General features: G+C 57.0%; 24 protein-coding genes. 12 read left to right on the top strand and 12 right to left on the bottom strand.

The genetic code is table 11. From position 1 onward, the window contains the following. Both BC777_RS14305 and BC777_RS14300 read right to left on the bottom strand, forming a co-directional pair. Entirely contained in the window at positions 1 to 369 is a 369-nt protein-coding gene (locus BC777_RS14305) for a response regulator (RefSeq protein ID WP_100368895.1), read from the bottom strand. Further along, positions 366 to 653 carry an STAS domain-containing protein gene (locus BC777_RS14300; protein ID WP_100368894.1) on the bottom strand — a complete coding sequence of 96 codons (288 nt, stop codon included), beginning with the start codon at positions 651 to 653 and terminating at the stop codon, positions 366 to 368. Before BC777_RS14300 ends, BC777_RS14305 begins: the two co-directional genes overlap by 4 nt. A 220-nt stretch (positions 654 to 873) precedes the next feature. On the opposite strand from BC777_RS14300, the gene BC777_RS14295 reads away from it, so the two are divergent. Next, positions 874 to 2,850 carry a YjbH domain-containing protein gene (locus BC777_RS14295; RefSeq protein WP_168769177.1) on the top strand — a complete coding sequence of 659 codons (1,977 nt, stop codon included), beginning with the start codon at positions 874 to 876 and terminating at the stop codon, positions 2,848 to 2,850. Then, the gene (locus tag BC777_RS14290) at positions 2,847 to 3,509 is read left to right on the top strand and encodes a YjbF family lipoprotein (RefSeq protein ID WP_133122572.1); all 663 of its coding nucleotides are present in this window, start codon (positions 2,847 to 2,849) and stop codon (positions 3,507 to 3,509) included. Before BC777_RS14295 ends, BC777_RS14290 begins: the two co-directional genes overlap by 4 nt. Positions 3,510 to 3,577: 68 nt before the next feature. On the opposite strand, the gene gspD is transcribed toward BC777_RS14290, so the two are convergent. From gspD to BC777_RS14245, 9 genes are all read right to left on the bottom strand, one after another. Beyond that, the gene (gene gspD, locus BC777_RS14285) at positions 3,578 to 5,929 is read right to left on the bottom strand and encodes a type II secretion system secretin GspD (RefSeq protein ID WP_100368891.1); all 2,352 of its coding nucleotides are present in this window, start codon (positions 5,927 to 5,929) and stop codon (positions 3,578 to 3,580) included. An 85-nt stretch (positions 5,930 to 6,014) separates the two neighbouring features. Next, entirely contained in the window at positions 6,015 to 6,653 is a 639-nt protein-coding gene (locus BC777_RS14280; RefSeq protein WP_100368890.1) for a prepilin peptidase, read from the bottom strand. Beyond that, positions 6,650 to 7,483: a type II secretion system protein GspK gene (locus BC777_RS14275; RefSeq protein ID WP_100368889.1), complete on the bottom strand. Its 834-nt coding sequence runs from the start codon at positions 7,481 to 7,483 to the stop codon at positions 6,650 to 6,652. Before BC777_RS14275 ends, BC777_RS14280 begins: the two co-directional genes overlap by 4 nt. Beyond that, complete coding sequence (locus BC777_RS14270; protein ID WP_100368888.1) at positions 7,480 to 8,142, bottom strand: hypothetical protein; 663 nt, start codon at positions 8,140 to 8,142, stop codon at positions 7,480 to 7,482. The genes BC777_RS14275 and BC777_RS14270 overlap by 4 nt, the downstream gene beginning before the upstream one ends. Beyond that, the gene (locus BC777_RS14265) at positions 8,139 to 8,531 is read right to left on the bottom strand and encodes a PulJ/GspJ family protein (protein ID WP_100368887.1); all 393 of its coding nucleotides are present in this window, start codon (positions 8,529 to 8,531) and stop codon (positions 8,139 to 8,141) included. The genes BC777_RS14270 and BC777_RS14265 overlap by 4 nt, the downstream gene beginning before the upstream one ends. Next, complete coding sequence (locus BC777_RS14260; protein ID WP_100368886.1) at positions 8,528 to 8,950, bottom strand: pilus assembly FimT family protein; 423 nt, start codon at positions 8,948 to 8,950, stop codon at positions 8,528 to 8,530. Before BC777_RS14260 ends, BC777_RS14265 begins: the two co-directional genes overlap by 4 nt. Then, a complete protein-coding gene (gspG, locus tag BC777_RS14255) occupies positions 8,928 to 9,380 on the bottom strand; it encodes a type II secretion system major pseudopilin GspG (protein WP_100368885.1) in 453 nt (150 codons plus the stop codon). Before gspG ends, BC777_RS14260 begins: the two co-directional genes overlap by 23 nt. Further along, entirely contained in the window at positions 9,334 to 10,569 is a 1,236-nt protein-coding gene (locus BC777_RS14250; protein ID WP_100368884.1) for a type II secretion system F family protein, read from the bottom strand. The genes gspG and BC777_RS14250 overlap by 47 nt, the downstream gene beginning before the upstream one ends. A gap of 4 nt (positions 10,570 to 10,573) precedes the next feature. Further along, positions 10,574 to 12,268, bottom strand: coding sequence for a GspE/PulE family protein (locus tag BC777_RS14245; RefSeq protein ID WP_168769176.1), 1,695 nt, complete (start codon positions 12,266 to 12,268; stop codon positions 10,574 to 10,576). A gap of 308 nt (positions 12,269 to 12,576) precedes the next feature. Between BC777_RS14245 and BC777_RS14240 the strand changes: the two genes are divergently transcribed. Genes BC777_RS14240 through BC777_RS14220 form a run of 5 tightly spaced genes read left to right on the top strand, consistent with a single transcriptional unit; the run spans position 12,577 to position 18,687 of the window. After that, the gene (locus BC777_RS14240; protein ID WP_100368882.1) at positions 12,577 to 15,228 is read left to right on the top strand and encodes a DUF1800 domain-containing protein; all 2,652 of its coding nucleotides are present in this window, start codon (positions 12,577 to 12,579) and stop codon (positions 15,226 to 15,228) included. Positions 15,229 to 15,260: 32 nt separating this feature from the next. Then, positions 15,261 to 16,613 (top strand): DUF1501 domain-containing protein, encoded by a 1,353-nt coding sequence (locus BC777_RS14235; protein ID WP_100368881.1) that lies wholly within the window; start codon positions 15,261 to 15,263, stop codon positions 16,611 to 16,613. Between the two features lie 36 nt (positions 16,614 to 16,649). Continuing rightward, positions 16,650 to 17,702 carry a PilN domain-containing protein gene (locus BC777_RS14230; protein ID WP_100368880.1) on the top strand — a complete coding sequence of 351 codons (1,053 nt, stop codon included), beginning with the start codon at positions 16,650 to 16,652 and terminating at the stop codon, positions 17,700 to 17,702. Further along, the gene (locus BC777_RS14225) at positions 17,699 to 18,229 is read left to right on the top strand and encodes a GspMb/PilO family protein (protein ID WP_100368879.1); all 531 of its coding nucleotides are present in this window, start codon (positions 17,699 to 17,701) and stop codon (positions 18,227 to 18,229) included. The genes BC777_RS14230 and BC777_RS14225 overlap by 4 nt, the downstream gene beginning before the upstream one ends. Further along, positions 18,226 to 18,687, top strand: coding sequence for a hypothetical protein (locus BC777_RS14220; protein ID WP_100368878.1), 462 nt, complete (start codon positions 18,226 to 18,228; stop codon positions 18,685 to 18,687). The genes BC777_RS14225 and BC777_RS14220 overlap by 4 nt, the downstream gene beginning before the upstream one ends. Here the strand turns inward: BC777_RS14220 and BC777_RS14215 are convergent. Further along, the gene (locus BC777_RS14215; protein ID WP_100368877.1) at positions 18,666 to 19,103 is read right to left on the bottom strand and encodes a recombinase family protein; all 438 of its coding nucleotides are present in this window, start codon (positions 19,101 to 19,103) and stop codon (positions 18,666 to 18,668) included. The genes BC777_RS14220 and BC777_RS14215 overlap by 22 nt on opposite strands. Positions 19,104 to 19,402: 299 nt before the next feature. On the opposite strand from BC777_RS14215, the gene BC777_RS14210 reads away from it, so the two are divergent. The 5 genes from BC777_RS14210 to BC777_RS14190 all read left to right on the top strand — a co-directional run. Next, entirely contained in the window at positions 19,403 to 21,469 is a 2,067-nt protein-coding gene (locus BC777_RS14210; protein WP_100368876.1) for a type VI secretion system Vgr family protein, read from the top strand. After that, positions 21,462 to 22,064 carry a DUF4123 domain-containing protein gene (locus BC777_RS14205; RefSeq protein ID WP_100368875.1) on the top strand — a complete coding sequence of 201 codons (603 nt, stop codon included), beginning with the start codon at positions 21,462 to 21,464 and terminating at the stop codon, positions 22,062 to 22,064. The genes BC777_RS14210 and BC777_RS14205 overlap by 8 nt, the downstream gene beginning before the upstream one ends. Next, complete coding sequence (locus tag BC777_RS14200; protein ID WP_133122569.1) at positions 22,064 to 22,792, top strand: hypothetical protein; 729 nt, start codon at positions 22,064 to 22,066, stop codon at positions 22,790 to 22,792. Before BC777_RS14205 ends, BC777_RS14200 begins: the two co-directional genes overlap by 1 nt. After that, the gene (locus BC777_RS14195; protein ID WP_100368873.1) at positions 22,792 to 23,769 is read left to right on the top strand and encodes a hypothetical protein; all 978 of its coding nucleotides are present in this window, start codon (positions 22,792 to 22,794) and stop codon (positions 23,767 to 23,769) included. Before BC777_RS14200 ends, BC777_RS14195 begins: the two co-directional genes overlap by 1 nt. A gap of 2 nt (positions 23,770 to 23,771) precedes the next feature. Beyond that, positions 23,772 to 24,256: hypothetical protein (locus BC777_RS14190; RefSeq protein WP_133122568.1), on the top strand; the 485-nt coding region annotated here is incomplete at its 3' end.

Here is a 24,256-nt window from a genome sequence, read left to right as displayed (position 1 = left end):
TCAGGTCCCGGTCAGGCGTCGGATAACAGAGACCAAAGCCTCGTCATCAAAGGGTTTGACGATCCATCCTGTTGCCCCGGCTTTGCGTGCGCGTTCTTTCAAGGCTGCACCGCTTTCGGTTGTCAAAACCAGAACAGGCACGGCGCGGTTCACCGTGCCTTGCCGAATGTCATCAATCACGCCAAAGCCATCTTTATTAGGCATGTTGACGTCCGTAATCACCAGATCGGCGGCGGCATCCTGAAATTTGGCAACGCCATCAACACCGTCGACTGCAGTGGTGACGGCAAACCCTGCTTTTTCAAGCGTTGCCGTCAGCAAGGCCCGGATGGTGCGCGAATCGTCGATGGCAAGAATATGCGCGCTCATGCTGCCACCTGATCTTGCGACATCACATCAGTAAGGCCAAGCAAAGCGATCCCTTGTTCAAACCCTTCGGATGGGTTCGACAGTGTGAAATTCCGCCCATTTCGATGCCAACTGCCGCGTCCAACGACAAGCATCTGCGCAGTCAACCCGCTGAGCCGGTCAACAGCGCCGCAATCAATTTCAATATCCTGATCAGTTGTGCCGGCAAGAAAGCTATGCAGGCGTTCACAGTCCTCAATCTTCATAATCGGCGAAAGTTCAAAACGTGCTGTGTCGTCGGTCATATTTGGGTCACTCTCACTTCCTGACGAAACGCTGTAGATGTGCTTTGAAAGCGGTATGGCCGACTGCAGCTTAATTTCACGTAAACCCCCACCGATTTTTTACGCAGGCGGCGGTACGCACGCTCGGAATTCCCGGCAATACACTCGACAATGGGTCAGGACCTTGGGTAGGTTGACCGCAGAATTGAGGATCAGTGCCCTAGGGGTTGGAAAGTACCACATGAAAAGAACGGCCCAGGGTATTGCCTGTACTGCTTTGTTTGCGACCAGCTTGGCGTCTGGTCTTATGGCCGAAGGGGTCGGTGGTCTGTCGCAGGCGATTGATACGCCGAAGGCTGCGGACGGTATCGCAGATGATTTGACGATTTTGTTTGATTACCGCGAAGATTATCGCGCCCTGTCGTTTGGCCTACAACCCAGTGACCGGGTTGAAATCGGCCTCAGCTTTCCGACATACGACGATAATGACGGCAGTTCGAGTGGCAATGAGCTGAGTTTCGGACTTCGCTTCCTGAATGAAAGCACATATTTCCCGGCGCTGACCGTAGGTGTTGTTGGGATCGGCAGCGATGATCGCGGGTCGGGCGAATATATTCTGGCCAGCAAATCCTTCGGGGCGGTACAGGTGTCTGCCGGTCTGGGGTGGGGCCGTTATGCCCAAGAGGTTGCCGTTGATCGTGGACAGGATGACGATGTCTTTCAGACAGACCATTTGTTTGAAGGCGATACAGAGCCTTTTGCAAACATCACGTGGGATACTGGCATTGATGGTTTGACGGTGGCGGCAGAATATAGCGGCATCGCAGGGGCCCAGGAAGACGATACCTTTGCCGCAAGCCTGTCCTATACGTTGGTCGAGGGGTTCGCAGTCACCGGGTTGGTCAACAATCAAGGTGATGCTGGTCTGCGGCTTGAATTTTCAGCAAATCCCGCGCAACCCTTCGTGCAAACAGATATCGGGCGCGGGCCGCACCCTTACGCAGAAAACAGTCCTGCGCTTGCAGGTCAGCCGCAACCAAATGAAGCGCAGGTTTTTGCGGTTCTGCAAGAACGTCTTGAAGATGAAAACATTCAGATCAGACGTTTTTCCATGCGGGGTGATACGATTGATGTGACGGCAGCATCCAACACTGATCCTGTCTTCGCCCGGATCGTGGGTCGCGTGGCGCGCGTATTGTCGGCCATCGCACCAGCAAACATCACGACCTTCCGGGTGACCCAGAATACCGGCGCTTTTGACAGCAATGTTGTGGTGTTGGACAGGGCAGGTCTGGACGATGCTGTTGGCAAACCCAATGCTGCCGCGTTGGCATGGGATGCGACATCGTTTGAACCCAGCCCTCTCAACCGGCCAGCCGCATTAGGCGAAAGTGAATTCGAGCCGCGGTTTACATATGGGTTGGAGCCGACATTCAAAGCTGATTTTATTACGTCTGATACACTGGAACTTACCGGAACGCTCAACGCAAATGCGCGTTATACGTTTTCACGTCAGACCTTTGTGTCTGGTACTTTAGGGTATAGGTTCCTTAATCAGTGGGACCAAGAAGACCCTCCAGATGAGCCTGGTGTTCGCTCTGACTCCACATCTTATGAACCTGACATCGTTTTCCTGAAGTCACTCAGCTTGAGGCATCGCTTCCCTATTGCACCTGCGCTCTACGGGCGTGTTTCTGCGGGTCTATTCGAGCGGGCCTATGGCGGTGTGAGCGGTGAGGTGATCTGGCGCGACCCCGAACAGAACTTTGCCTTGGGGCTAGAGGCCACCTATGTCCAGAAACGCGCTTATGAGGGGTGGTTCGGGTTTGAGGACGCGGATGCCACCACAGTGATCGCCAGTCTTTATGCCAACGTCGGGCAGAATGGCAATTTTGTGATTGTTGACGCGGGGCAGCATCTGGCAGAAGACTTTGCCGTCGGGCTGACGGTTGGTCGCAACTACCGCAACGGGTGGCGGCTCGCCGCATCCACCGGGTGGAGCGAAGAGCGCGATAGCGCGCTGAAATTCGGGGCCGAGCTGTCCATTCCGTTATCATGGACATCCCCTGATGGTGGCACTGGCACAACGAACCTGTCGGTCGGCGGACAATCGGGTGATTTCGGATCGCGCGTCAGCGGAACCGGCGGACTTTATAGTGAGCTGAGGGCGTCTGACAAACGACGGATCGAGGATGGCTTTGGGGAGTTCTGGAATTGATCAAAGGTATTCTCTCTGCCAGTGCCGTCATGGCGCTTTCGGGTTGTCTGGGGACGTTGGTGCAGGTGCGCGACGCGATCCTCAACCCCCCAGAGCCTGTTGAAATGACGATCCCACAGGTCAACCGGGCCGCGATCGAACAGGCTGATCTTGCTGCCATTATGATGATCAGCCCGACGATTGGTGTCGCGACCGTCGGTATTGCGATCCAGATGCGTGACGGGCGGATCAATTACAGCGCCAACGATAACCGTGGTGTGACGCTGAACGGCGGATTGATCTATGGAACACTCGGGCTTGGGACGAACCTGCAAGCGGTAACGACGCAAAGCAATGATCCTCTGGTGACAGAGGCCCGTGCGCGAAGCTGGCCTGCCGAGGTCACGCGGACCTATCATCTGTCGCAGCGGGGGACGGCATTTACGAAGATCACGATGACCTGCCGCAATCAAGTCGGCCGGGAATTGGTGATCGATGTGGTGGGTGTCAATCGTAGCGTGGTCGAGGTTGTCGAAAGCTGCACGACCGATACAGGCGACAGCGTCAACAACATCCATTATCTTGATGCGGGCAGCGGGCGCATATGGCGGACAAGCCAATGGACGGGTCCGGTCCAAACCAACATCCAGGTTGATGTCATCGACCAGTTTGAGCCTTAAAAGAAAAGCACCGCCAAACCCATGGGCTTGGCGGTGCTTTCAATGCATTATCGTTCGAAGATGCGGGGTTACCCCCCAGTGCTAAAGCAATCTGAGCGAATGGTTACACACAGCTGACTGGCGCGGCTTGCATCCATCGGGCCGACAGCAACGCTGATTGTCCCGTTGTCATTGGTAAAGCGCGGTTGCAGCCCAGCCAGATCAGACCCGTTGCTGGCCAAAAGCTCTGACCAATGCGCGCGTGCAGCCTGTTCGTTGCTAAACGCACCAAAGTAGGTGAAATGCGTGCCGGTCGTGGCCGGCTGCGCTTGCACTGCCGTCTGAACGGCGGCCAATACGTCACCTTGTGCGCTTGCATTGCGTGTCTGCGTGGCCCGACGCGATGCAATATCGGCAGAGTTCGCGGTGGCCATGGATGGCGTGTTGATCGTGTTGCTGAGTGTGGCATCATCCAACCGGATATTCTGCATCCGCTCACGCAGGTTACGGGTGATCCGGCGCGTATCAACATTGCTGTTCACGATCCGCGGTGTGATCAGGACCAAAAGTTCGGTCTGGCTGTCGGTGCGTGACTGACGCCCGAACAAACCACCCCAGATTGGTTGCCGCGCAAGACCGGGCAAACCAGAGGTGCCGTTTGTGCTGCGCTGTTCAAATAGACCGCCAAGGGCAATAGTTTCACCGCTATCAACCGCAATTGCACTGGAAATAGTACGCTGCGAGATGATCGGGTTGCCGGTCGAACCATCGGTTTCACCAATTGTGCTGACCTCTTGCTGGATATCCAGCACCACCGACCCCGACGAATTGATGCGCGGGGTGACTTCAAAGATCACGCCAGTGTCGCGGAATTCCACGGTCGAAACGAAGACATCTGAATCGTCAGTAGCATCCGTCGCTGTCTGCACTGAAATTGGCACCTGATCACCCACGACAAGCCGTGCCGACTCGTTGTTGAGGATCATAAGGTTGGGCGATGAAACCACATTCACACTGGTCACATCCTCAAGCGCATCGACGATAACTTCGGGTGTGGCGCCGCCAAATACGGCGCTGAAACCCGGCACCTCCGACCCAATAGAGAGATCGGTGCTGGATCGTGTCAAAGCGCCTGTGTTCCCGTTATTTTCGAAGAAATACTGCACGCCATAGCGCAGTTCGTCGTTCAAAGAGACTTCAACGATTGTTGCTTCTACCAAAACCTGACGCGGTGGCACGTCCAAGCGGTGCAACATGCCCAAAACGCGCTGATATTCGTCGTTCGTGGCGTGGATCAGCAGGGTATTGGTGGCCTCACTTGCGACAATGCGGGTGGCATTTTGATCACCGCTGAAGCTGGCGTTCACAAAGTCGGCGCTTTCCGTGTTCGCAGTACCGCTATCAGCGGTTTCAACCTGCACCCCAAGAATTTGCGCCAATGTCGGCGCGATATCAGATGCACGTGCATATTTCATGTCATAAGAATAAACCTGCGCATCGTTCTGCCCTTCCTGTGTCAGGCGGCGGATCCATGTGGATACGTTTTGCAAGGCACTTGGTGTCTTGGCTACAGCCAAAATCGAGTTGTTTTCCGGGATCACTTCAAACACTACGATGGGTTCAAAGTTGGCATCTGTTTCAACAACAAGATCCAGACCGTTCACAATCGATTGGGCCGAGCGGCCACGGATCGGAAACACACCGACAGAGCGGTTTGCAAGCCAATCAACGTCAAAACTGGTGACCGTTTCTTGCCATGCGCGCTGATCAGCGGACGTCCCGGCAAGCACGATGATATTGCGCTGCGCATCGACACCGACAATGTTGCCACCTGCAAAAGGTTGCAGGATCGTCGCCATTTCCTGCGCACCGATATGGCGTAGCGGGATGACGCGAAGAGAGTAACCGATCGGTACTTCACGCGTCACGGACGCTCCGATGCTCAATTCGCCTGAGAGCGGAACAATCGCGAATGAATCGCCGCGACGGACCAAGGCTGCATTGTTCTGTTTCAAAGCGAGTTCAAAGACCTCAATCGCCGTTGTGCGGCTGATTGGCTGGCTGGACCGAATGTTGACTGTGCCGGTTACCGCAGGATCAAGCACGTAGTTTTCACGCAGCAACTCGCCCAGAATGGCGGCAGCGGCTTCGGCAATCGACACATCAACAAGGTTGAGTGAAACCGTACGTTCACCGGTGCTGTTTACAAAGTCGCTGTCGCGGAAAAGCGATTGGCGACCGGGGTAGATCGTGCCGTTTCCGGCTTCGACCACCTGACCGCTCACGATGCGGCCTTCTGAGCGGGCCGCGGTGCGCCCGTCACCACCACCAAGGATGGTACTGGCGCGCCAGCCTTCAAGATTATTTCTGTCGCGGTCGGCAAGTTCTGCACAGCCTGATAGGATCGCGGCAGACGCCACGCAAAGCATAAAGTTTTTCATTTTTTTCGCCTCAATAGTATGCGCTCAGATCTTTGCCCAATGCGCGCTCTTGCATATCGCTAGCATAAGGTCGTCGCGTAAGGGTCTAAAATAAAAGGAAAATGAAATACGCCAAAGATAGGTGTGTTCCAAATGCAACGCCATATCTTTGGCGAGTAGTGCGAAATCTGGCGAAACCCGCCCCCAGTAATCCGCTCAATGCCGCTAGGGTTAGGATGTAAAGAATCACCGGCATACCAGATAATGTGCCCAGCCCCGCAGCGAGCCAAATATCACCAGTGCCCAAAGCTGTGACACCGCGAGCAAGGCGAAAATACAGCTGTAAGGCGAAGAGCATCCCGCCTCCGACCGCCATGCCAGTAAGTGCCGCGCCTAAATTTCCTTCAAACGCTGCCATGGCGAACGCAAGTGCCAGTAATGGCAATGTCCATTCAAAAGGCAGCCAGCGCCATGCAAGATCCAGCCCGGCCAGTAAAAGGAGCAGGATCAGCACTGCGACCATACCGGTTGCGACCGGCCCAAGAACGAAAGCACACGCCAAACTGGCCATCACAGCCCCTGATCTCAGCCCCATAGCGACAGGCCCTTGCCAGCGTTTGACATCTGATGCTGGCATGATCAGCCGCAGCCCGGCACGCGTGGCCAGCATGAATGGCCCTGCCATCACGGCAAAACTGACGGCGGCAATGGCCGCAAGGGACAGAAGTGTGCCGCCCGTGATCACCGCACGATGCTCGTTGACAGAACATCATATCGCATCAACCCGCCGCGAAACGATAGCCCGCGTGTGATGACTTGTGCGCGCATTAATGCGCGACCGCCGGTGTTCAGCACCGCCTCGGCCTCGATCGTGTAGGCGGGGCCGGATTGTTCCACCAACCACACAGCCGCACTGCCAAGGATTGGCATAGGGCGGTTGGTTTCGCGCCGCGTGATGATTTCGGCAACATCGCTGGCCCCGATGCCGGGGATTGCGGATAAAACCGGGGCAGGTGCTGTGCGCGGGTTCACGCTGGGGCGAAAGTTCAATGTGGTCAGATAGCGCGATGCAGTGAGTGCGGTTTGATTGCTAAGCCCGGCATCGGTCAGCGCGGTATAGACCGTGCGCACCTCGCCCCGCGGGCCCTGCAGCAGATCAGGCAGCGTATCGGCAAGGTTGATCGCGTCAAAGGCGTCCAGCGCTTCGGCCTCGTTGATGGCGATCAGGGCAGGGGCCAGAATACGCGGCGGCATTTGCAGCACATCAAGCTTGCCGCCTTCATCATAGATACGATAGGTGATGTTGCCTTCGGCCATTTGCACCGTCGTGGGCGTGCCATCGCGTCGGGTGATGATCTGATCACGGTTGATCCGCCCAAGGTCTGCCATCGCGATATTTAACCCGCTGCGCGCCAATGCTTGGGCACGGACGGATGTGACCTCGGCGCGGACGCTCAGCGCTTCTTCCCTTGTGCTGGCCATGAATGCCGCAACTGCCAGCAAAAGGCCCAGCCCGATCCACAGGACCGTGATCAGAATATAGCCTCTGCTTTGTTTGCCTCTGCGCTGTGTCATCTTAGCGCGCAATCGTCATCATCCACACCGGCCAGGCCCAGTCTGGCAAGGCATGATGCGCTGCGGGTGGGATGGATGGGGGCGGTGATCATCCGCCGTGTGCCAACCTCAAGCCCGATGGCCAAAGGCAGGCCCTCTGCGCCGGACCCGGTCTCATAGCGCCAAACACCCTGTCCAGCAGGACCACTGGGGATCAGATACAGCAGTCGCATCGGCGTTGATGTTGTCACCACGTCGGTCTGGCGTGCGTTTGACGAGGTCACGCGTGCATCACGCAGGCCGGGGTGCTGTGCGGCGATCAGCACGAAACGGTTTGTGCCCCGCGCCTCGATCCGCAACTCGCCGACGTAAGGCCCTGCGGCGGGCGTGTTGTTGGTTTGCGCCACAACCATCCGTGCCGTCGAGGCGGTGCCGATCAGGCTGTTGCGGCTGTCTGCTATCCCTTGCGCGGTAACACCAGCGGCCCATCCGGTCATGGCCCGGCGCGCGGCAAGCCAATCCACCGCACTGGTTTGCGCGGCTGCCGCGCGCCGTTCGGTGGCTGCATTCAGCCCCCATGTCGCACTTGTCAGCAAGGCAACGGTCATCGCGGCGACCGCCAGAGCGACCAAAGCTTCGGCCAGAACAAATCCATTGGATGTGTGCCTGCGTCGCGTCATAGCGGTGTATCCTCATAGCGGATCGCGCGAAGCACGACCGGTGCTGCGCTGCCAGTGGGGTCGGTGACTGAGACCGACACAAAAATCAGCTCATTTTCATAGATCGTGCCAAGCTGCATATCTGCTGCGGGTACGTTTGATATCACCAGTTGCCAGGTCACCCCATCGGTCTGGCCACTGCTATTGCCAAGGCGTAACGGGATATCGACGCCCACCTGATCCAAAAGGGTGCTGGCGACCAAGACCATCCGCGCTTGCTCATCGGCACGCCGCTCAAGCAGGGCGCCCGTGGATAAGGCACTATAAAACCCGTTGATCACCACTGCCGCGATGGCCAGTGCGACCAGTGTTTCAATCAGGGTAAAGCCTTTCGCCGCAGACCGTCTCATTGGGTATCGACCCGTCCGGTCAGCCAATCCAGCGTGACGGTCCCTATGTGGTTGCCCTTGGCAACTTGCAAGGTCAGCCCGTCAGAGGCGCCGGTTGGCTGCAAAACGAGCTGCGCCTCATCAGGGGTCAGTACCATATCGCGCGTGACCTGATGCTGCAGTCCGCCTGCAGCAATGCGTCCTTCGGAGCCGACAACGACAATCTCAATCGGGCGGCCCAATTCCAACGCGCGCATGCGGGTCTGTTGCAGAAATAGGCTGATGTCAGCGGTCTCACGCGCGACCATGCGGCGGTCCGTGCTGCCAAGAGTGAAGACAGCAAGACTGCCAATCATCACAATGATTGCAACAGCGACCAGCACTTCGACGGTGGCAAGCCCGCGGGCATTGTGGCGTCTAGCGGCCGATATCGGCATCATTGCCTGTACCACCAGCCTGCCCATCCGCCCCCAGCGAGACAACACGCACCTGACCTTCTTCAACAACATAAAGAAAGTCACGGCTCCATGCGTCCATTGGCAAGGTGCCGTCACGCAGGTAGGGCCCGTTCCAGCCGGGGATCGCGCTGGTGTTGGTGACAAGCGCGCTCAAACCTTCGCTTTCAGATGGTATGCGTCCCGTGTCGATCGCAAAGATATCGATGGCCGTGCGGATCTGGCCGATCTGGGCTTCGGTCGTGTTCACCCGCGATGACTGTAGCTGACGCATGGCTGCTGGCCCGACCAGACCCACGATCAGACCGATTATGGCCACGGCGACCAGCATTTCGATCAATGAAAAACCGCTGCTTGCGGCACGCCGCCTAGAAGGCGATCGCGTTGACAGCAACAATGGCTGAGAAAAGCGCATAAAGGCTAACCCCTACTAATAGACCTACGAAGATAATCAACGCAGGCTGGAATAATGCAAGAAAACGTTCAAGATCGCGATCCGCTGCATCGCGCATTTCATCGGCGGCCCGTGTGATCATACCTGCCAGATCCCCGGTTTCTTCACCGATACGAACCATTTCTATGGCACCCGCAGACATGAAATCTGCGGTGCTGAGGGCCTGTGACAAAGCCTGACCGGTTTCAATATCGCTTGCCACCTGGGTCATGGCCGTTTTGATACGGCCCGGCGGCGTAGACGACAGGATGACCTGCAGCGCCGCACTTAACGTCACTTCACGGCGCAAGAGCGCACCAAGGCTGTGCAGAATGATCATCACCTGATTGCGCCAGATCACTTGATTGATCAGGGGTAATCGGGCTGCAATCCGGGCGATCAGCGGAACCGCCTTACCTTGCCTATGCAACCACCACAGTGTCACGACCACAAGTATCAGCCCTGTCACGATTAGCGGCCATATGGCCGAGAGTGACGCGGACACGCCAAAGATCATCCGGCCCAATAGTGGGACCATATCCATCCGGCCTTCGACCAGCGGGCGGAACTGCGGGATAACAGCGATCATGATCAATCCGATGGAAAGCAAGGCCACCAACAGCAAAAGCCCCGGATAAAGCAGGCCCACACCGATACGCCGCACCAGCATCAGGCGCTGTTGCAAGATATCTGCAGCCGTGCGCAACGCCTGCGGCAGATCACCTGACACCTCGGCACCGCGCACAAGCGCCAATGTCGCGGCATCCTTGATCCCCAGATGTGTCACCATCCCATCGACAAGCCCACCACCTTCGCGGATATGTACCCGCAGTTTGCCCGCCACGGCTGGTAGTGCGCCATCCTTGCCCTCAGCAATAATCGACAACGCGCGATCAAGGGGGATCTGGCTGGTGGTCAGCTTAGCCAGACGGGTGATCAGATCGGCCTGATTTCGCTGGGTCAGCTTGCGTTTGCTGACAGGTGTTTTGCCTGCGCTGGCAGATGTCTTTTGGGCGGCCTTGATGTCGATGGGGTAAAGCCCATCAAGCCGCAGCTTTTGGGTGGCATGCGCTGTGTCCCGCGCTGTCACGCGTCCTTTTTTGCGTGCCCCACCTGCGGTGCGGGCCGTATAGACAAAGGGCCGTTCAGATTGCAATGCAGGCTCGGCCATCCGCTCAGATCCAGAACGCGCCCGCGCCAAAGACGCGGACCAGTTCGTTCAGCGTTGTTTCGCCACGCGCAAAAAGCCCGACACCCTCAAGCCCCATGGTGCGCTGCTGCGTCTTGGCCTGATCGTCTGGTGCCATAGCCTCATTCGGGGTCAGCATTTCGAACAGTGCCTGTCGGCCCACATAACCGGTATTGTTGCACTGGCTGCACCCAACGGCCATATGCGGCTGCCACCCTTCTGGTGGGCCAAGACTTGGGTCGGCCTCATAGAAACTTTGCGCCAACGACCGGTAGTTTTCGTTTTCATGCAGGGCCACCGGGGTGGCACAATGGGTGCAAAGCGTGCGGATCAGCCGTTGGGCGCCGACCAGCCGCAATACGGATTGCAGCATATACTGCGGCACGCCCATATCGCCCAGACGCAAGACCGCCTCGGACGCTCGGTTTGTGTGTAGGGTGGAGAGTACCAAATGCCCGGTCAATGCCGCGCGAATGGCCAGTTCTGCCGTTTCGGCATCACGGATTTCACCCACCATCAGCACATCAGGGTCATGGCGCAGCACAGAACGAAGTGCGCTTGCGAATGTCCACCCCAGATCAGGGTTCACGTCAATCTGGATCAGGCCCTGGGTCTGAATTTCAACCGGGTTTTCGATGGTGATAATCTTGCGGCCCTTATCATTGATCTCGGCCAAAGCAGCATGGAGCGTCGTTGTCTTACCGCTGCCCGTCGGGCCGGTCACAAGGATCAGACCATTCGGCTGGCTCAGGGCATCTTTCATACGACCCAAAGCCAGATCAGGCATCGCCAGCCGGTCGAGCGCTGCAAGAGTTTTGCTGTTGTCGAGCAGGCGCAGCACGAGCGTTTCGCCATGCACCGTGGGCATGCTGGCCACACGAATATCGATGGTCCGTCCCGCCATCTGTTGCCGGATACGGCCATCCTGCGGCAAGCGGCGTTCGCTGATATCCATCCCAGCGAGAATTTTCAGGCGTGAGACCACACCTTCATAAAGGTGCCGTTCAACCGGATTGGCAGGCACAAGAATACCGTCGATGCGCAAGCGGACACGCGGGGTCTTGTCCAGTATCTCGACGTGAATGTCTGTCGCACTGCTTTCGACAGCCTTTGCAAATAATCCATCAATATAACGGACCGTTGGCGCGTTATTGGCCAACTCAAGCAGGCGGTCGGTATCATCGCCATCCTCAGCCACCGTCATCAAGGTCGCGGTCGTGGTCTCTTGCTCTTCGTCTGCGGCAGTTTCACTGCGGGCGAGTGCAGCCTCAATATCGCGGTCCGTTGCGATGACATAATCAATCTCGGACCCCAAGGTCATCTTGAGCGCGCGACGCACTTGGGCGGACATAGGATTCGCAATCGCAACCCTAGGTGGTGCATCTTCGTCAACAGTAAGCAGCGCAACGCTGTTTTGTTTCATGTAATCGGTTGAAAGGCGGCTGTCTTGTGGCAGGCGAAGCGGAAAATCATCCAAAGTCAGAAGGGGCAGGTCATGGTCCTCTGCAACGGCCTGTGCCCAGGTGCTTTGGGACACGATACCAAGCCGGTCAAGCACGACGCGCACTGGCTGTCCTGTCGATGTACAGATCTGCCGCACGCGCAGAACATCGGCGTGGCTCAATGTGCCGTCATGCAGAAAACGTGCTGGAATTTCAATGTCATCCAAGTGGACGGTCATTACTCTTGCCATCGTCTAACCAGTACCTTCCTTCATGATCGTCTCACGGTTCGCTGACCTGCAAAGCGCCGTCTGTACCCGCACCACACCGGCTGAATTGATCGCCTGTAATTGAGGCGAAACCATGTTGTCGTTTAGAGATTTTCGAAGTTTTCGGGCCAACTGGTGTATAATTATCTAAAACTGAGCAAATTTTCGCTCATTGCGCCGATGCAGCATCAAGATTTCGCCACATTTGCTCAATAACCATCATCGAATTAAGAAATTCTTGCGCCATAAATGGGGCAAATAATGATCAAGGGGATGTTGTGACTTATTTGAAAAATTTGAGCTGGCCGCTGTTGGCCGCCATGACCGTCGGCTTTACCACACCCGCCAGCGCACAAACGCAAGAGACGACGCCAACCACTTCGTTTACCGACATTATCGCCGAGGCAGAGGAATCAAAAGAGATCCTGCGGAAGCTCATTCTGCCAGCAACGGGCATGTATACGTTGCGGGCGCCTGCCAACAGTGGTGTCCAGCTGCGCATCAACGGTGAGGTGCTGATTGATGCAACCGGATCGCGCCTTGCCGAAGTGGGCGAGGAAATCACCGCTTTCGTCTCGCTTGACGTGGGTGCGCATGCGATCACCATTGCAGGCATTACAGAAGAAAATGCCAACATTGCCCTCATTACACTCAACATGGCGGGCCAAGCACCCGAACCTCTTTTTGCGCAGACCACAGAGCTTGATCATCTTGAGGCTGCCGAGATTTTGACGGCCCGCGCAGGCCTGCCTGCCTCAAACGGTGGTGGGGTCGACGCAACACCTGTGCTTGCATCCGGTGCAGCGCCGTTTACCCCATTTGCGATTGGTGGCGGCTCATCCGGCGGAGCGCGCGCCGCTGCAGCGGCTGCTGTAGATAAGAATGCGCAGATGGGTTCGGTGAATACCGGCATGCAATCGTCTGGTATGAGCGGCACCACAACGGCCTCAATGACCGGTGCGACAAGCACAACGGACAGCAGCAGCGGTACAACAACCACTGACACCACTTCCAGTGGTCAATTGGTCAGCTTTCCATCCACGATAAGTTCGGGAAGCAGTTCGGGTAGTGACGGCGGCGTAAGCACGCCAACAACGCCGACAACCGGGACGCCCACAACAGGGACGCCCACAACAGGGACACCAACACCAACGCCAAACCCCATATCACCGACAGTCGCACAGGTGACGCCACTAACACCCCCGACGGTGGAACTGACAGAAGTTATTCAACTGACGTCTGCGGGCAATGAAGAAGGTCTGGTTCCGAACACCGGAACAACGCTTTTTGGCGCGGTCATGGACGACAGTGTCTTTGATCAGATCGCCGTCACGTTTGACCCGCCACGTGATACCGAAACAACAGTCGCGGTTGGTACAGAAACCGGCCAGTTTGCTGTGCGTATGTTCCCCGAAGACTTTAGCAACGCCTCTGAGGTGACGGTCACACTTGTTGGTCAGCTGAGCACGAATGCCGAAGTGACAAGCGAACCGATCAGCTATGTCGTCACCGGTTCTCCTGTTGAGGATGGGGTCGGGCAGGCGCTGAGCCGTTTGACCTTTGGTGCCTCACCAGAGCTGTATGCGCGTGTGCGGGCCATTGGTTTTGAAAACTTCGTGCGCGAACAGCTTGATGCCGATAATATCAACGATAGTACGTTCAACGCGATGCAACCCGGAGAGTTGCTGAACGATTCAAGTAATACCAACTTCTTGAATTCATTGATGGATTATGACCTTGCGCATGCCGCTTTCAGTGAAAAGCAGCTACAGGAAGTCATGGGCCGGTTCTGGGCCAATCACTTTCATGCGATCACCAAAGGCACGCAGATCGTGCAGCAAAACCTGACCGATCGCGAATTTTTCCGCGAAAATGCCTTGGGCAATTTTGAAGACATGTTGCTGTACTCGGCGCGCAGTCCGCTGATGTCGCAATATCTGGACAATGACGCCAACCGCGCAGGTGGCCTGAACGAAAACTACGCGCGAGAAGTACTGGAGTTGTCTACGCTTGGTGTTGATGGTGGCTACACCGAAGAAGATATCATCGAGGTTGCACGGATCTTTACCGGTTGGAATTACAATTGGGTGAATGAGGGTTCCGACGACATGCGGGTCTATGAATTCGAATTCATGCCTGATCGCCATGACACTGGTGACAAGGTCCTGTCGGCCGGCTTCCTGAACACAACGATTGTGGGACGCGAAGGGGATGCTGGCGTGCAAGAGGGTGAAGAGTTGATTACGATGCTCGCCCAGCATGAATCCACACGGAACTTTGTCTGTGGCAAACTCGTCCAACTTCTGGTCGCGGATGAGCCCCCAGCTGGTCTGGTTGCGGCCTGCGCCGCCGCATGGGAAGCATCTGGTGGTGAAGTTGTGCCGATGCTGGAAGCAATCCTGCTGGACCCAAGCTATATCACGAGTGTTGAATATCAGCGGAACAAGGTGAAAAATCCATTTGAATTCGCGGCCTCGTTTATCCGTGCTTTTGGTGCGACCCCAGTTGAAGGTGAAGAAGCGACCTTCTACAGCCGCTTCCGCTCTGTCTACACGGATGCAGGGTATATCCCACTCTACTCTCCGGCGCCAACTGGTTTGCCCGAAGTGGGGACAGCATGGGTCAGCTCGGCCAAGATGGTTGCGGCTTATGAACGGATGAACACGATCGTTGAACGGCCTGACCTATACGGTATCGATCTTTTGGAAGCTGCGTTGGATGCGGGGCTGGAAACTCCAGAAGAAGTGGCTGGATATTTGCTGACTGTTGCAACTGGTGATCGGTTTACAAAGCTTGAGTTCGACAAGGTTGTACAGGTTCTCAACGGCAACGACAGTTTTGAACCACTGGATCCTGATGGCGATGAATCACAGGCTGTCAGACGGGCGCTTGCGACCATCATGGCGACACCAAGCTTCCTTATCCAATAACACCAACGCAGCATTCAATCGGAGCATTTATTATGGCTACGCGTCGAGACTTTATCAAATCACTTGCCTCTGCTGCGGCTGCTGCCGGGGTAGCAGGTGCACCGCAGTTTTCTTTTGCACAGGATGGAACGGGGCGGACGAAAACCTTTATCAAAGTGTTCCAGCGGGGCGGTGCCGATGGTTTGCACCTTTTCCCGCTCTACAATGATCCGGCTTATCTAGCTTATCGTGAAAACCTTGCGATTCTAGGCCCCAACGGCTCTGACGGTGACCGCGCGCTCAGCCTTGGGACAGCGGCTGCCGCAGATCGTGAAAGCACTGGCATTCGTGGGATGAACCCCAACATGGCCGCAATGATGGACATCTGGGACAGCGGCAACATGATGCTTGCCCCATCCACATCATTTGAAGGCAGCGGGCGGTCGCACTTTGACAACCAGCGCTGGATCGGGACGGGTGCGCGTAATAACATCATTGATGGCTACATGAACCGCTATATGCAGGAAGTCACAAAAGCTGCGCATCCCCTGCGGGGTCTGGTCGCTGGTAAAACCTCGATCAGCACCGAAATACGCGGTGAAATCAAAGTGCCTGCCATTGTGCAAAGCGGGGCCTATGATATTTCCAACAGCGATTTGGATAATTTCAACTGTGGTGATGGTTGCGACGACTTCCGCATGACATCAATCATGGAGGAAATTGCGTCACACGAGGTCGATCTGTCTGTCGCAGAAGGCAATATCAAGGACAACCAACTTGTCTTGCTGGAATCTATTCAGGACGTATCAGACGCAGCAGCGGCTTATGATCTAGATCCAAACGCGCCAACCTATTCAACCAGTTCACTGGGGCGTGGGTTGAAACTTTGCGCGCAATTGCTGAAACACGATCTGCCGCTTGAAATGGCAGCGCTCGACTGGAACATCGGCTGGGATACGCATCGCGACCAGATCGACATCGAGAATACGGTGAACCCATTCACAGACCAGAACAAATCCTACAATGCCAGAATTGCACAAGGTGCTGCGGATTTCCAACGGTTCTGGGATGATCTTGGACCAGCACTGATGCAGGATGTCGTCGTTCTTGTCGGCAGTGAATTCGGCCGCACCAAGAAGGAAAACGGCAGCGTGGGGACCGACCACGGTATCGGTGGCGCATGGTTTGCCTTTGGCGGACCGACAAGACAGGCGGTTGCACAGGATGTCAGCACAATTGACGATAGTGTGGTGTCAGAGAACTATCTGCCGCGTTTGACCAGCTACCGTGACATTATTGGCGAAATCATGGTCCGCCATATGGGTATGGAAGAAAGCCTTGTATCAACGGTGTTCCCCGATCATACGTTTAATGACCTTGGGCTGTTTCCGACAAGCACGTCCTGATCGTTAATGTATATGTAGGGCAGGATAGACGGACACGTGAACACAAAAAAAGACGCGCCTGCGGTGGAAAAGACATCTGTTCCATCCAGGCGCCGATTGAATAGACTAAGCAATCTTGCCTTGCAGGGCACGGTGGAATTGGCCGGGCCCGATGTAAACACCCGACCGATGTCGGACCACTTTGTCGTGTTCAGCGAAGATGGCGCGCAATTGCGTCAGAATGGATCGCGTGAAGCAACCCTCTTGAATGATGCCGCATTAGCGCGTCTCGCTCAGGAGCATGGCACGATCACGCTTGATCTGGTCTTTGCCGAAGACAGTTGTATTGATCTGTCGTTCAGCCTGCCGGACGCATTGTTGCCAGAGATGCGCCGGATCATCGAAAACGAAATTGCCTACCGCGCGCCATTTGCCGAAGACGCCTGTTTTTCGTTCTGGATCGCAGAAGAACAAAAAGACGGAACATGGCGGGCCCGTGCCGCAGTCATGCTGAAAGAGCCTGTCGTCAGCGTGCTTGATCAGCTTGCCAAACACGGGCTGTCCGCCGGAGTGGTGCGACGGGCTACGAAAGGTGCGCCATATGCGGCAACACCTGACTGGGCAGGGTACAGCGACAGCCAAAGACCGTCCTATGGCACCAAACATCTGCCCGCACCCCTGAAAATGGGGCTCTTGGGATCTGCGGTGTTTTTCGTGGCCGCCGCCGCCTTGCTGGTGTCGGTCAAGCTCTCTGCTGGACAATTACGCGACGAGGCAGACGCTGCGCGCGCCTTATTGACCGCACAGGCACAGGGCATGGCCGAGGTCCGAGGGTTGGATACATCGCTGGCGCAGGCCACTGACAAGCTGGCCATGGCAGGGACGCTCAGCGCGCTTTTGCCCGATGGGGTGTGGCTGGATCAGCTGATCGTCTCGGATGAAACCGTTACGCTTGTGGGCTTCGCGCCGTCAGCGGCGGATATCACAGGCGTTTTGGCCAGCTTGCCGCAACTGAGTGAAATCCGGTTCGGATCACCCGTAACGCGCGATAACAGCCAAGGTCTTGAACGGTTCCGCATCGTCGCTGATCTGACAGGGGCTGCAGGATGAGCAGCTTTCGCTTTATACAGCCTGCTCTGCCACGACGCATGGTGCTGGGTGCCGGATGCGGGGTGATTGCGCTGCTGACGCTTGCGGGCTTTGGCCTTGTCGCAGCGGCCCAAAACCAACGGGATGAAATTGCCGATCTGAATGCCACTATCGCGCGTGCAGAGGCCGCGGGACCGACCACCACGACTGGCCTGCCCGACAGCGCATTTTATACCGGCGATACACCGCAGCTGGCGCAGGCTGTCTTACAGTCAAACCTGCAATCCCTTGCTCAGGCCCATAGCATCAATATTGAGGTAATGCGCGCCGACCAAATCGACCAGATCGATGGGTTTGTGCGGTTGAACATGACGCTTAACGGTGTCGCGCCCGAAACTGAACTGGGGGCGTTCCTGCATGGCTTGGCCGTACTTGAACCGATAGTGGTGATCAATGAGATTTCGCTCCGTCGGGCCCGCCAAATGCGGCGCAATACGGAACGCCGGGTGTCTTTTCAACTTCAACTTTATGGGTTGTCGCAGCGATGATGGACAAGGCAAAAGAACGCACCATTGGGATCGTCGTATTTGCAACATTTTGCGTGCTGGCGCTCTGGATCTGGATACCGCAAACCCCCACGTCAACGGCGCCTGCATCAGGTCCGGGACGTGATGTCATGGGACGCCTTGCTGCCAGTCAGGAGCGGCTCGCCGATTTGATCGCCGTTACCAGCGAACGGCCCCTTTTTGACGCCACCCGGCGCCCTGTTGCCGCGCCAGAGGCCGCAGCCCCCGCAGCCCCGCCAGAACCCGTTCTGACGCTGGTAGGCATCCTTGGGATAGAAGATGAAAAAGTCGCTTTGGTACGCATCTCAACCAGTGCGCAACTCTATAGGCTGAACAAGGGCGATACGCTTGGCGCATGGCGTATACTGGATATCACTGCCAATTCGGTCACCGTCAGCAAAGATGGTGGCGATGCGGGTCAGTTGTTCATCGACCAGTGACAACACGATAACGAGACCTCACGCCTGCGAAACAGGGCAGGTGGTTCACTCAATCTTTGATTTAGGTGGTGTCCGGGGGCGAAAACTCCCACCATCTGCATCATCATGCGACCTGCGGGTGTGGTTGTGTCAATGGATTCGGTCACAGATCGGAAGCCTGCTCCAGCAGCATCAATCTTGGCCATGATGGCCAGAAGGTCTTTCAGTGAGCGGGACAACCGGTCCAGTTTCCACACAATCACCACGTCGCCGTCGCGGAGCTGGTCGAGCATCCGGTGCAGCTCGGGTTGATCCCAACAGCCACCGGACGCACGTTCCTCAAACATACGTTCGCAGCCGGCGGCGCGCAGCGCGTCGATCTGAGCGGCGGTATCCTGACCGCAATCTGTAGAAATACGAGCGTAGCCAAAGTTCATAATTCGGTCGTTGCGCTTTCCTGTTGCTCAATCAAGCTATTTCGCAACATATTTTTGCAACAACCCGCAATGGGGCAGGACAGGTTGGCTTAGACTGCCCTATAGCCTGTTTTTCATAGCTGTTTGTGTGGTTGATGGATTGGAGAGCGTCAGTGGGGCAAGGGCGTGTTGCGCAACTGACCGTTTTTGGACCGGCAATCTCGGATTTGAGTGTCGGATCATTCATTAACTCTCGCAGTCTTCCTATTGATTTCAGGATCATTCTGCGACAACCTAAACAAGAGTGACGTTCGGGGTAGATGCATTTGAACAAGATATTTTCCCAGGCCGACCGTCAGGGCCGACTGTCGACAATTCTTAGCAAGGACGCATTGGTCCTTCTGAGGATGGACGGCACCGAGGAGCTGTCGGGCGATTTTACATGGCGTGTTGAGGCGCTTTCGGATGATCCTGCCCTTGATCTGCACGGCTTGCTGGGCACTCATGCCACGGTTGAGGTTGATCACGCTGATGGCACCCGCGCCTTTGACGGCATTGTCTGCGAGGCCGAGGCGCGCGGCGCATCCGAGAACGGGCACCGCTATGATTTGATCCTGCGGCCTTGGCTGCATGTGGCGGGGCTGCGCCGTAACATGCGTATTTTCCATGATAAAACGGTGGTTCAGATCGTTGAAGAGGTGCTTGGCGCCTATGCCCACCTTGGCGATCCGCATCTCGATGTGCAGGTCACGGGTGAGTATCCGGTGCTGGAATACACCGTGCAATACGGCGAAAGCGATGCAGATTTTATGCGCCGTCAGTTGGAGCGCCACGGCATCAGCTGGTCCTGGCGGCACGTTGCGGGGTCGCACACTTTGCTGCTGACAGACGCCGCGTTCAGCCTGCCCGAGGTGCCGGGGGCCGCGCGCCCCTACTACGGCGTTGCAGGCTATCACAGGCACGAGGAAGAACACTTTCGCCTGTGGACCGCCGCCGAGCGGATCACTACAGGGGCTGTGCGCCTGACGGAATATAACTTCAAAACGCCCAGTGCATCGCAAGAGGTCGAACAGGCCGGCGAGGCGACCCATCCCAATGGGGATATGGAAAGCTATGACTGGCCGGGGGATTACCTGGATCAGGGCGCCGGGCGCGATGTTGTGGCCCGCCGCACGGACGCCGCGCGGGGGCAGGCCCCGCGGCACCGGGCCGAGGGCGATGTGGCCAGCCTTGGCGCGGGCTGGCGGGTGACTTTGAAGGGCGATGACGTGCCGGGGGCCACAGGGCGGACGTTTGTATGCCTCAAGGCCGAACACCGGTTCCGCGCGCAGGGCTACGGCTCAGGCGACAGCGGCGGTGACGAGACACCCTATGACGGGTCTTACGTGCTGATGCCCGACGACACGCCCTACCGGCCCGAGCAGCGCACCGTCGGACCAAAGGTGCAAGGCCCCGAAACAGCGGTAGTCGTCGGCGAGGGCGAGATCGATTGCGACGTACATGGGCGCATTCGGGTGCAGTTCCACTGGGATCTGGACGCGGCGCACACGATGTGGGTGCGGGTGTCGCAAAACTGGGCGGGCAAAGGCTGGGGCGGCATGGTGATCCCGCGCATTGGCATGGAAGTCATCGTCGAACACCTGCGGGGTGATCCCGACAAACCGATTGTGACAGGGTGCGTGTACAACGGGAAGAACACGCCACCCTATGAGTTGCCCGAGCATAAGACGCGGTCGACGTTTAAGACCGATACGCATCAGGGCGAAGGATTTAACGAGCTCAGGTTCGAGGATGAAAAGGACAAGGAAGAGATCTTTCTTCACGCCCAAAAGGACCATAACACCACGATCCTTCACAACGAGTCCCATCAAATTGGCAATGATCGCTCCAAGCTTGTCGGTAATGACCAAAAGGAGCGGGTCAACCGGGACAAGCAGATCGATGTCGGTCGCGATCACGTTGAGACAATCGGTCAGGACGAGAAGAAGACTGTGATGCGCAATGCCGAGCGACAGGTCGACAAGGACAGCTTCGACTATGTCAACAATCACCGCATCGAATATACCTATGCCAACCACCAAGAAGAGGTGGGCGCGCATCACTACATGAAGGTCGAGGGCGATTCAGAGGTCGCCGTCGGCCAAAAGCTCTTTACCCGTTCAAAGATGCAAGTGCTGCATGCCAAAGATAAATTCATAATAGGCGGCCCAGGCGGCACCATTGAGATCAACAGCTCAGGCGTCGTTATTCGCGCCAACAAGATTGACCTGAAGGGACCAGTCAATGTGACCGCTGGCGCGCCGGACCAGATTGCGAGCTTAGAAAGCGCAATCAATGAAGGCCTTGATCTAGCGGAAGTCTGCATCAGAAAGCTCACTGATGAATAACCAAACGGGGAAGATCAATCGCGCACACCAAACCGGGCGGGTTAAAAAGGTGCGTTTGCCGGATCCTCCGGCACCGTTCCTAGCGGACCTTTTCTTTGGCGCTTTGGAGCCTCGTGATGCAACCAAAACGGTCGTAGCAGGCAGTGGTCAGACCGAATTGAACGGCACTTTCATCTTGATTGAGGCCGCGCGCAGACCGGATATCGAAACCGTGCTGCAGGGCTTCAAGGTGGACTATCTGCCGCTTTACCAGGGCGTATCTGCGGATGAATACGCTTTGCATGCCCCCTATATCGCTCAGATCAAAGAAGGTAGCCGCGCAGCGGACTGGTTGATCGAGGAGAGCTGGGGCCAGGGTTGGGGCGTTTGGCTGCGCAGCGCGCGCTCTTTGGCTGAGTTGCGTAAGCACTTCCGCAAGTTCACCCAGCTTTACAATCCGACCGAAGATCGCTGGTTTGTGTTCCGCTTTTACGCGCCTGAAACGATGCGCCGCATTGTCCCTGCTTTGCCGCCGCGGGACTTTGCCGCGTTCACCCAAGAAATCGCCGCCTATATCACTCCCGATCCATCTGGCGAATGCGCGTTGTTGATCTGATGCAGCTGTTACCTGAGGTCATGCAAAGCTTCACGGCGGGACGGTTCGAGGATTTTCTCGAAGACGGAGCCTCGCAGCTTCAGCGCTTCTTCCCGCGCCGCTTCGAAGGTTTCCCGGATCTCGACGTGGCGCATGATGCTGCGCGCAACGTGGTTGGGCTGAGCTATGAAGCCGCATGCGATATTGGGCGGCGTAGTGGGTTGCTTGCAATGCGGATCGCATTTCTGCGGACGGCTTTTGGAATTGGGATACTCGACGACCCGCGCCACTCAAAGGCGAGGCAGCTTGTGCTGGACCAGATCGCGGCAGCCGCGATCAAGCCCAACACATCAATTGGCACCTATCTGACCGAGACAAAGCCCATTTGGGATGCCCCACCATTTGAGCGCCAGAAAGAGGGACTGCCGCGGCTGCTGGATGCGATGGACAACCGAGACCAAGACTGGGGAGTGATTATTGAACATCTCGAACGTGCCCACGCCGTCGAGAGCACCAGAGTTACCCGAAATAAGCTCGAGGCCTTCGCGAATGCCGCCTTTTCGAATGTGACGATGCTGGGCATGACCAGCCTGCGAACCATCCAATTGCATACACTTGTGGCCGATGGCCTTGGCTTGCATTTCTTTGATGACCCGCTGCTGCCAGATTGGGGGACGCTTTACCGCAGCAGCGATGAAACGGCCGTCGCTGATGCATTGCGTTCGGCCTTGATGGAAGGGTGGGTCTGATGGAGCCGATGGAACCAGTTAACGTCGCAGACAACGATCCTGGCGGCGACTGCCCAACAGGAACCTGCGGCACCGATACCTACGCGGCCTACGATCCAATGGATAGCTATGGCCCGATGGATGAAGCCCTCGGTCTTCCCCGGCCTGGCGAGGCGCTCACTCTGAGTGAGATCGTCGAGCAAAACGGGAACAGCTTCACGAAGTTCTGGTTGCGTTTCATGGACGCCTACGAACGCGTTTACGGCCGGGAGGATCGGATCAAGACAGCCGCCCTCTTCTCGCCCGGCGAAGGGCGGGAGGGATGGTACGAGATCGTTTGGAACCCTGTCGGGACGCCATATGGAGCATCTTATGGCTGGACCGATCACGTCTCGAGCGATCCGTGGCTCTTTTCCAACTACGAGCCCGCAATTTTCTACACTACTCTTGGGAATATCTTCACCTCCGTAAACAACATCTATTTCTCGCCGGACGTTGATCCCAACAGCCTGTCGAACGCCGAACTCGATCAGCTCGCGCGCCGACTGAAGCAGGCGATTGAGATCGAGCAGGACTTTCAGACCTGGGCGTCGTGGGCGGGCCACGCCGCACTGGTCGCCGTGACGGTGCTGGCCCTTGTGTCCGGGGTGGGGGCCGTCGTGGCTGCTGGATCCATCGCCCTGCGCGCGGCCGCGATCGTCGTGCTCGCCGTCGAGCTGTCGGACGCGGTGGCGCTCGGCTCTGGCTATATCGGCGTAAACGGCGGCGCTGGCGTCAACCCTCTGGAAGACGCGGCCGCCTTTCTTGGCGGTGTGATCGATGACGAGGACGGCGAGAAGGCCGCGCGCACGATGTATCAGATGGTCAACATCGGTGTCGGGCTCAAGGGCAAGTGGCGGGCGCTGGCCATCGTGCCTGCGGGTTTGAACTACGGTGATCCCGGCGCGCTCCTGCAACCGAGCGACGCCGAGACCGTCGAAGAATTCCGGGGCTACTAACGATGGGCCGCTACGACAAGCTACGGGCCGGAACGCTGGTCAATCTGGTTGGGGAACTGTCCCGGGCCGGGTTCAAGTTCGAGTTCCAGAAATATCCCAACCTGCGGAACAAGTGGAAGCTGATGTTCACCTGCCCGCCGGGAACGAAGGCGAACTTCACCACGGTGGTCGGCAACAACGAGGAGATGGTCAAGATCTCCGACGCTCTCGGCACGGGGGGGCGATCGTTTCTGTTCAACCTCTCAGGCGCCATTGGCCGGTTCGGGGAGAATGCGGCAATCCGTGCCCTGCGCGGGGGACAGATCGACCATGCCTTCACCGTCGGGGCCAATCGGTTTAACCTGAAGGACATGACCCTCGGCAGCACACTACAGCTTCAGAACCGGTCGGGCCATGGTCTTGACCTGGTGACGAAGATCACCGCGCCGCGCCCACCCGCGCCGCGTTGGGTCGCCATCGAGGTGAAGACACGCATGGGGAATGAGGT

Origin of the sequence: Yoonia maricola, from assembly GCF_002797915.1 — a bacterium.
Classification (GTDB): domain Bacteria; phylum Pseudomonadota; class Alphaproteobacteria; order Rhodobacterales; family Rhodobacteraceae; genus Yoonia; species Yoonia maricola.
Note: the sequence above shows the minus strand (reverse complement) of the source record. Positions and strands in the feature narration are given on the sequence as shown.

Bases quoted from the DNA above. Each gene is read 5' to 3' on its own strand.
- BC777_RS14195 (WP_100368873.1), top strand. From the start codon at position 22,792: ATGGAGCCGATGGAACCAGTTAACGTCGCAGACAACGATCCTGGCGGC.
- BC777_RS14205 (WP_100368875.1), top strand. From the start codon at position 21,462: ATGAATAACCAAACGGGGAAGATCAATCGCGCACACCAAACCGGGCGG.
- BC777_RS14235 (WP_100368881.1), top strand. From the start codon at position 15,261: ATGGCTACGCGTCGAGACTTTATCAAATCACTTGCCTCTGCTGCGGCT.
- BC777_RS14210 (WP_100368876.1), top strand. From the start codon at position 19,403: ATGCATTTGAACAAGATATTTTCCCAGGCCGACCGTCAGGGCCGACTG.
- BC777_RS14215 (WP_100368877.1), bottom strand. From the start codon at position 19,103: ATGAACTTTGGCTACGCTCGTATTTCTACAGATTGCGGTCAGGATACC.
- BC777_RS14245 (WP_168769176.1), bottom strand. From the start codon at position 12,268: ATGACCGTCCACTTGGATGACATTGAAATTCCAGCACGTTTTCTGCAT.
- BC777_RS14300 (WP_100368894.1), bottom strand. From the start codon at position 653: ATGACCGACGACACAGCACGTTTTGAACTTTCGCCGATTATGAAGATT.
- gspD (WP_100368891.1), bottom strand. From the start codon at position 5,929: ATGAAAAACTTTATGCTTTGCGTGGCGTCTGCCGCGATCCTATCAGGC.
- BC777_RS14260 (WP_100368886.1), bottom strand. From the start codon at position 8,950: ATGATGCCGATATCGGCCGCTAGACGCCACAATGCCCGCGGGCTTGCC.
- BC777_RS14225 (WP_100368879.1), top strand. From the start codon at position 17,699: ATGAGCAGCTTTCGCTTTATACAGCCTGCTCTGCCACGACGCATGGTG.
- BC777_RS14220 (WP_100368878.1), top strand. From the start codon at position 18,226: ATGATGGACAAGGCAAAAGAACGCACCATTGGGATCGTCGTATTTGCA.
- BC777_RS14200 (WP_133122569.1), top strand. From the start codon at position 22,064: ATGCAGCTGTTACCTGAGGTCATGCAAAGCTTCACGGCGGGACGGTTC.
- BC777_RS14275 (WP_100368889.1), bottom strand. From the start codon at position 7,483: ATGACACAGCGCAGAGGCAAACAAAGCAGAGGCTATATTCTGATCACG.
- BC777_RS14270 (WP_100368888.1), bottom strand. From the start codon at position 8,142: ATGACGCGACGCAGGCACACATCCAATGGATTTGTTCTGGCCGAAGCT.
- BC777_RS14295 (WP_168769177.1), top strand. From the start codon at position 874: ATGAAAAGAACGGCCCAGGGTATTGCCTGTACTGCTTTGTTTGCGACC.
- BC777_RS14305 (WP_100368895.1), bottom strand. From the start codon at position 369: ATGAGCGCGCATATTCTTGCCATCGACGATTCGCGCACCATCCGGGCC.
- gspG (WP_100368885.1), bottom strand. From the start codon at position 9,380: ATGCGCTTTTCTCAGCCATTGTTGCTGTCAACGCGATCGCCTTCTAGG.
- BC777_RS14250 (WP_100368884.1), bottom strand. From the start codon at position 10,569: ATGGCCGAGCCTGCATTGCAATCTGAACGGCCCTTTGTCTATACGGCC.
- BC777_RS14265 (WP_100368887.1), bottom strand. From the start codon at position 8,531: ATGAGACGGTCTGCGGCGAAAGGCTTTACCCTGATTGAAACACTGGTC.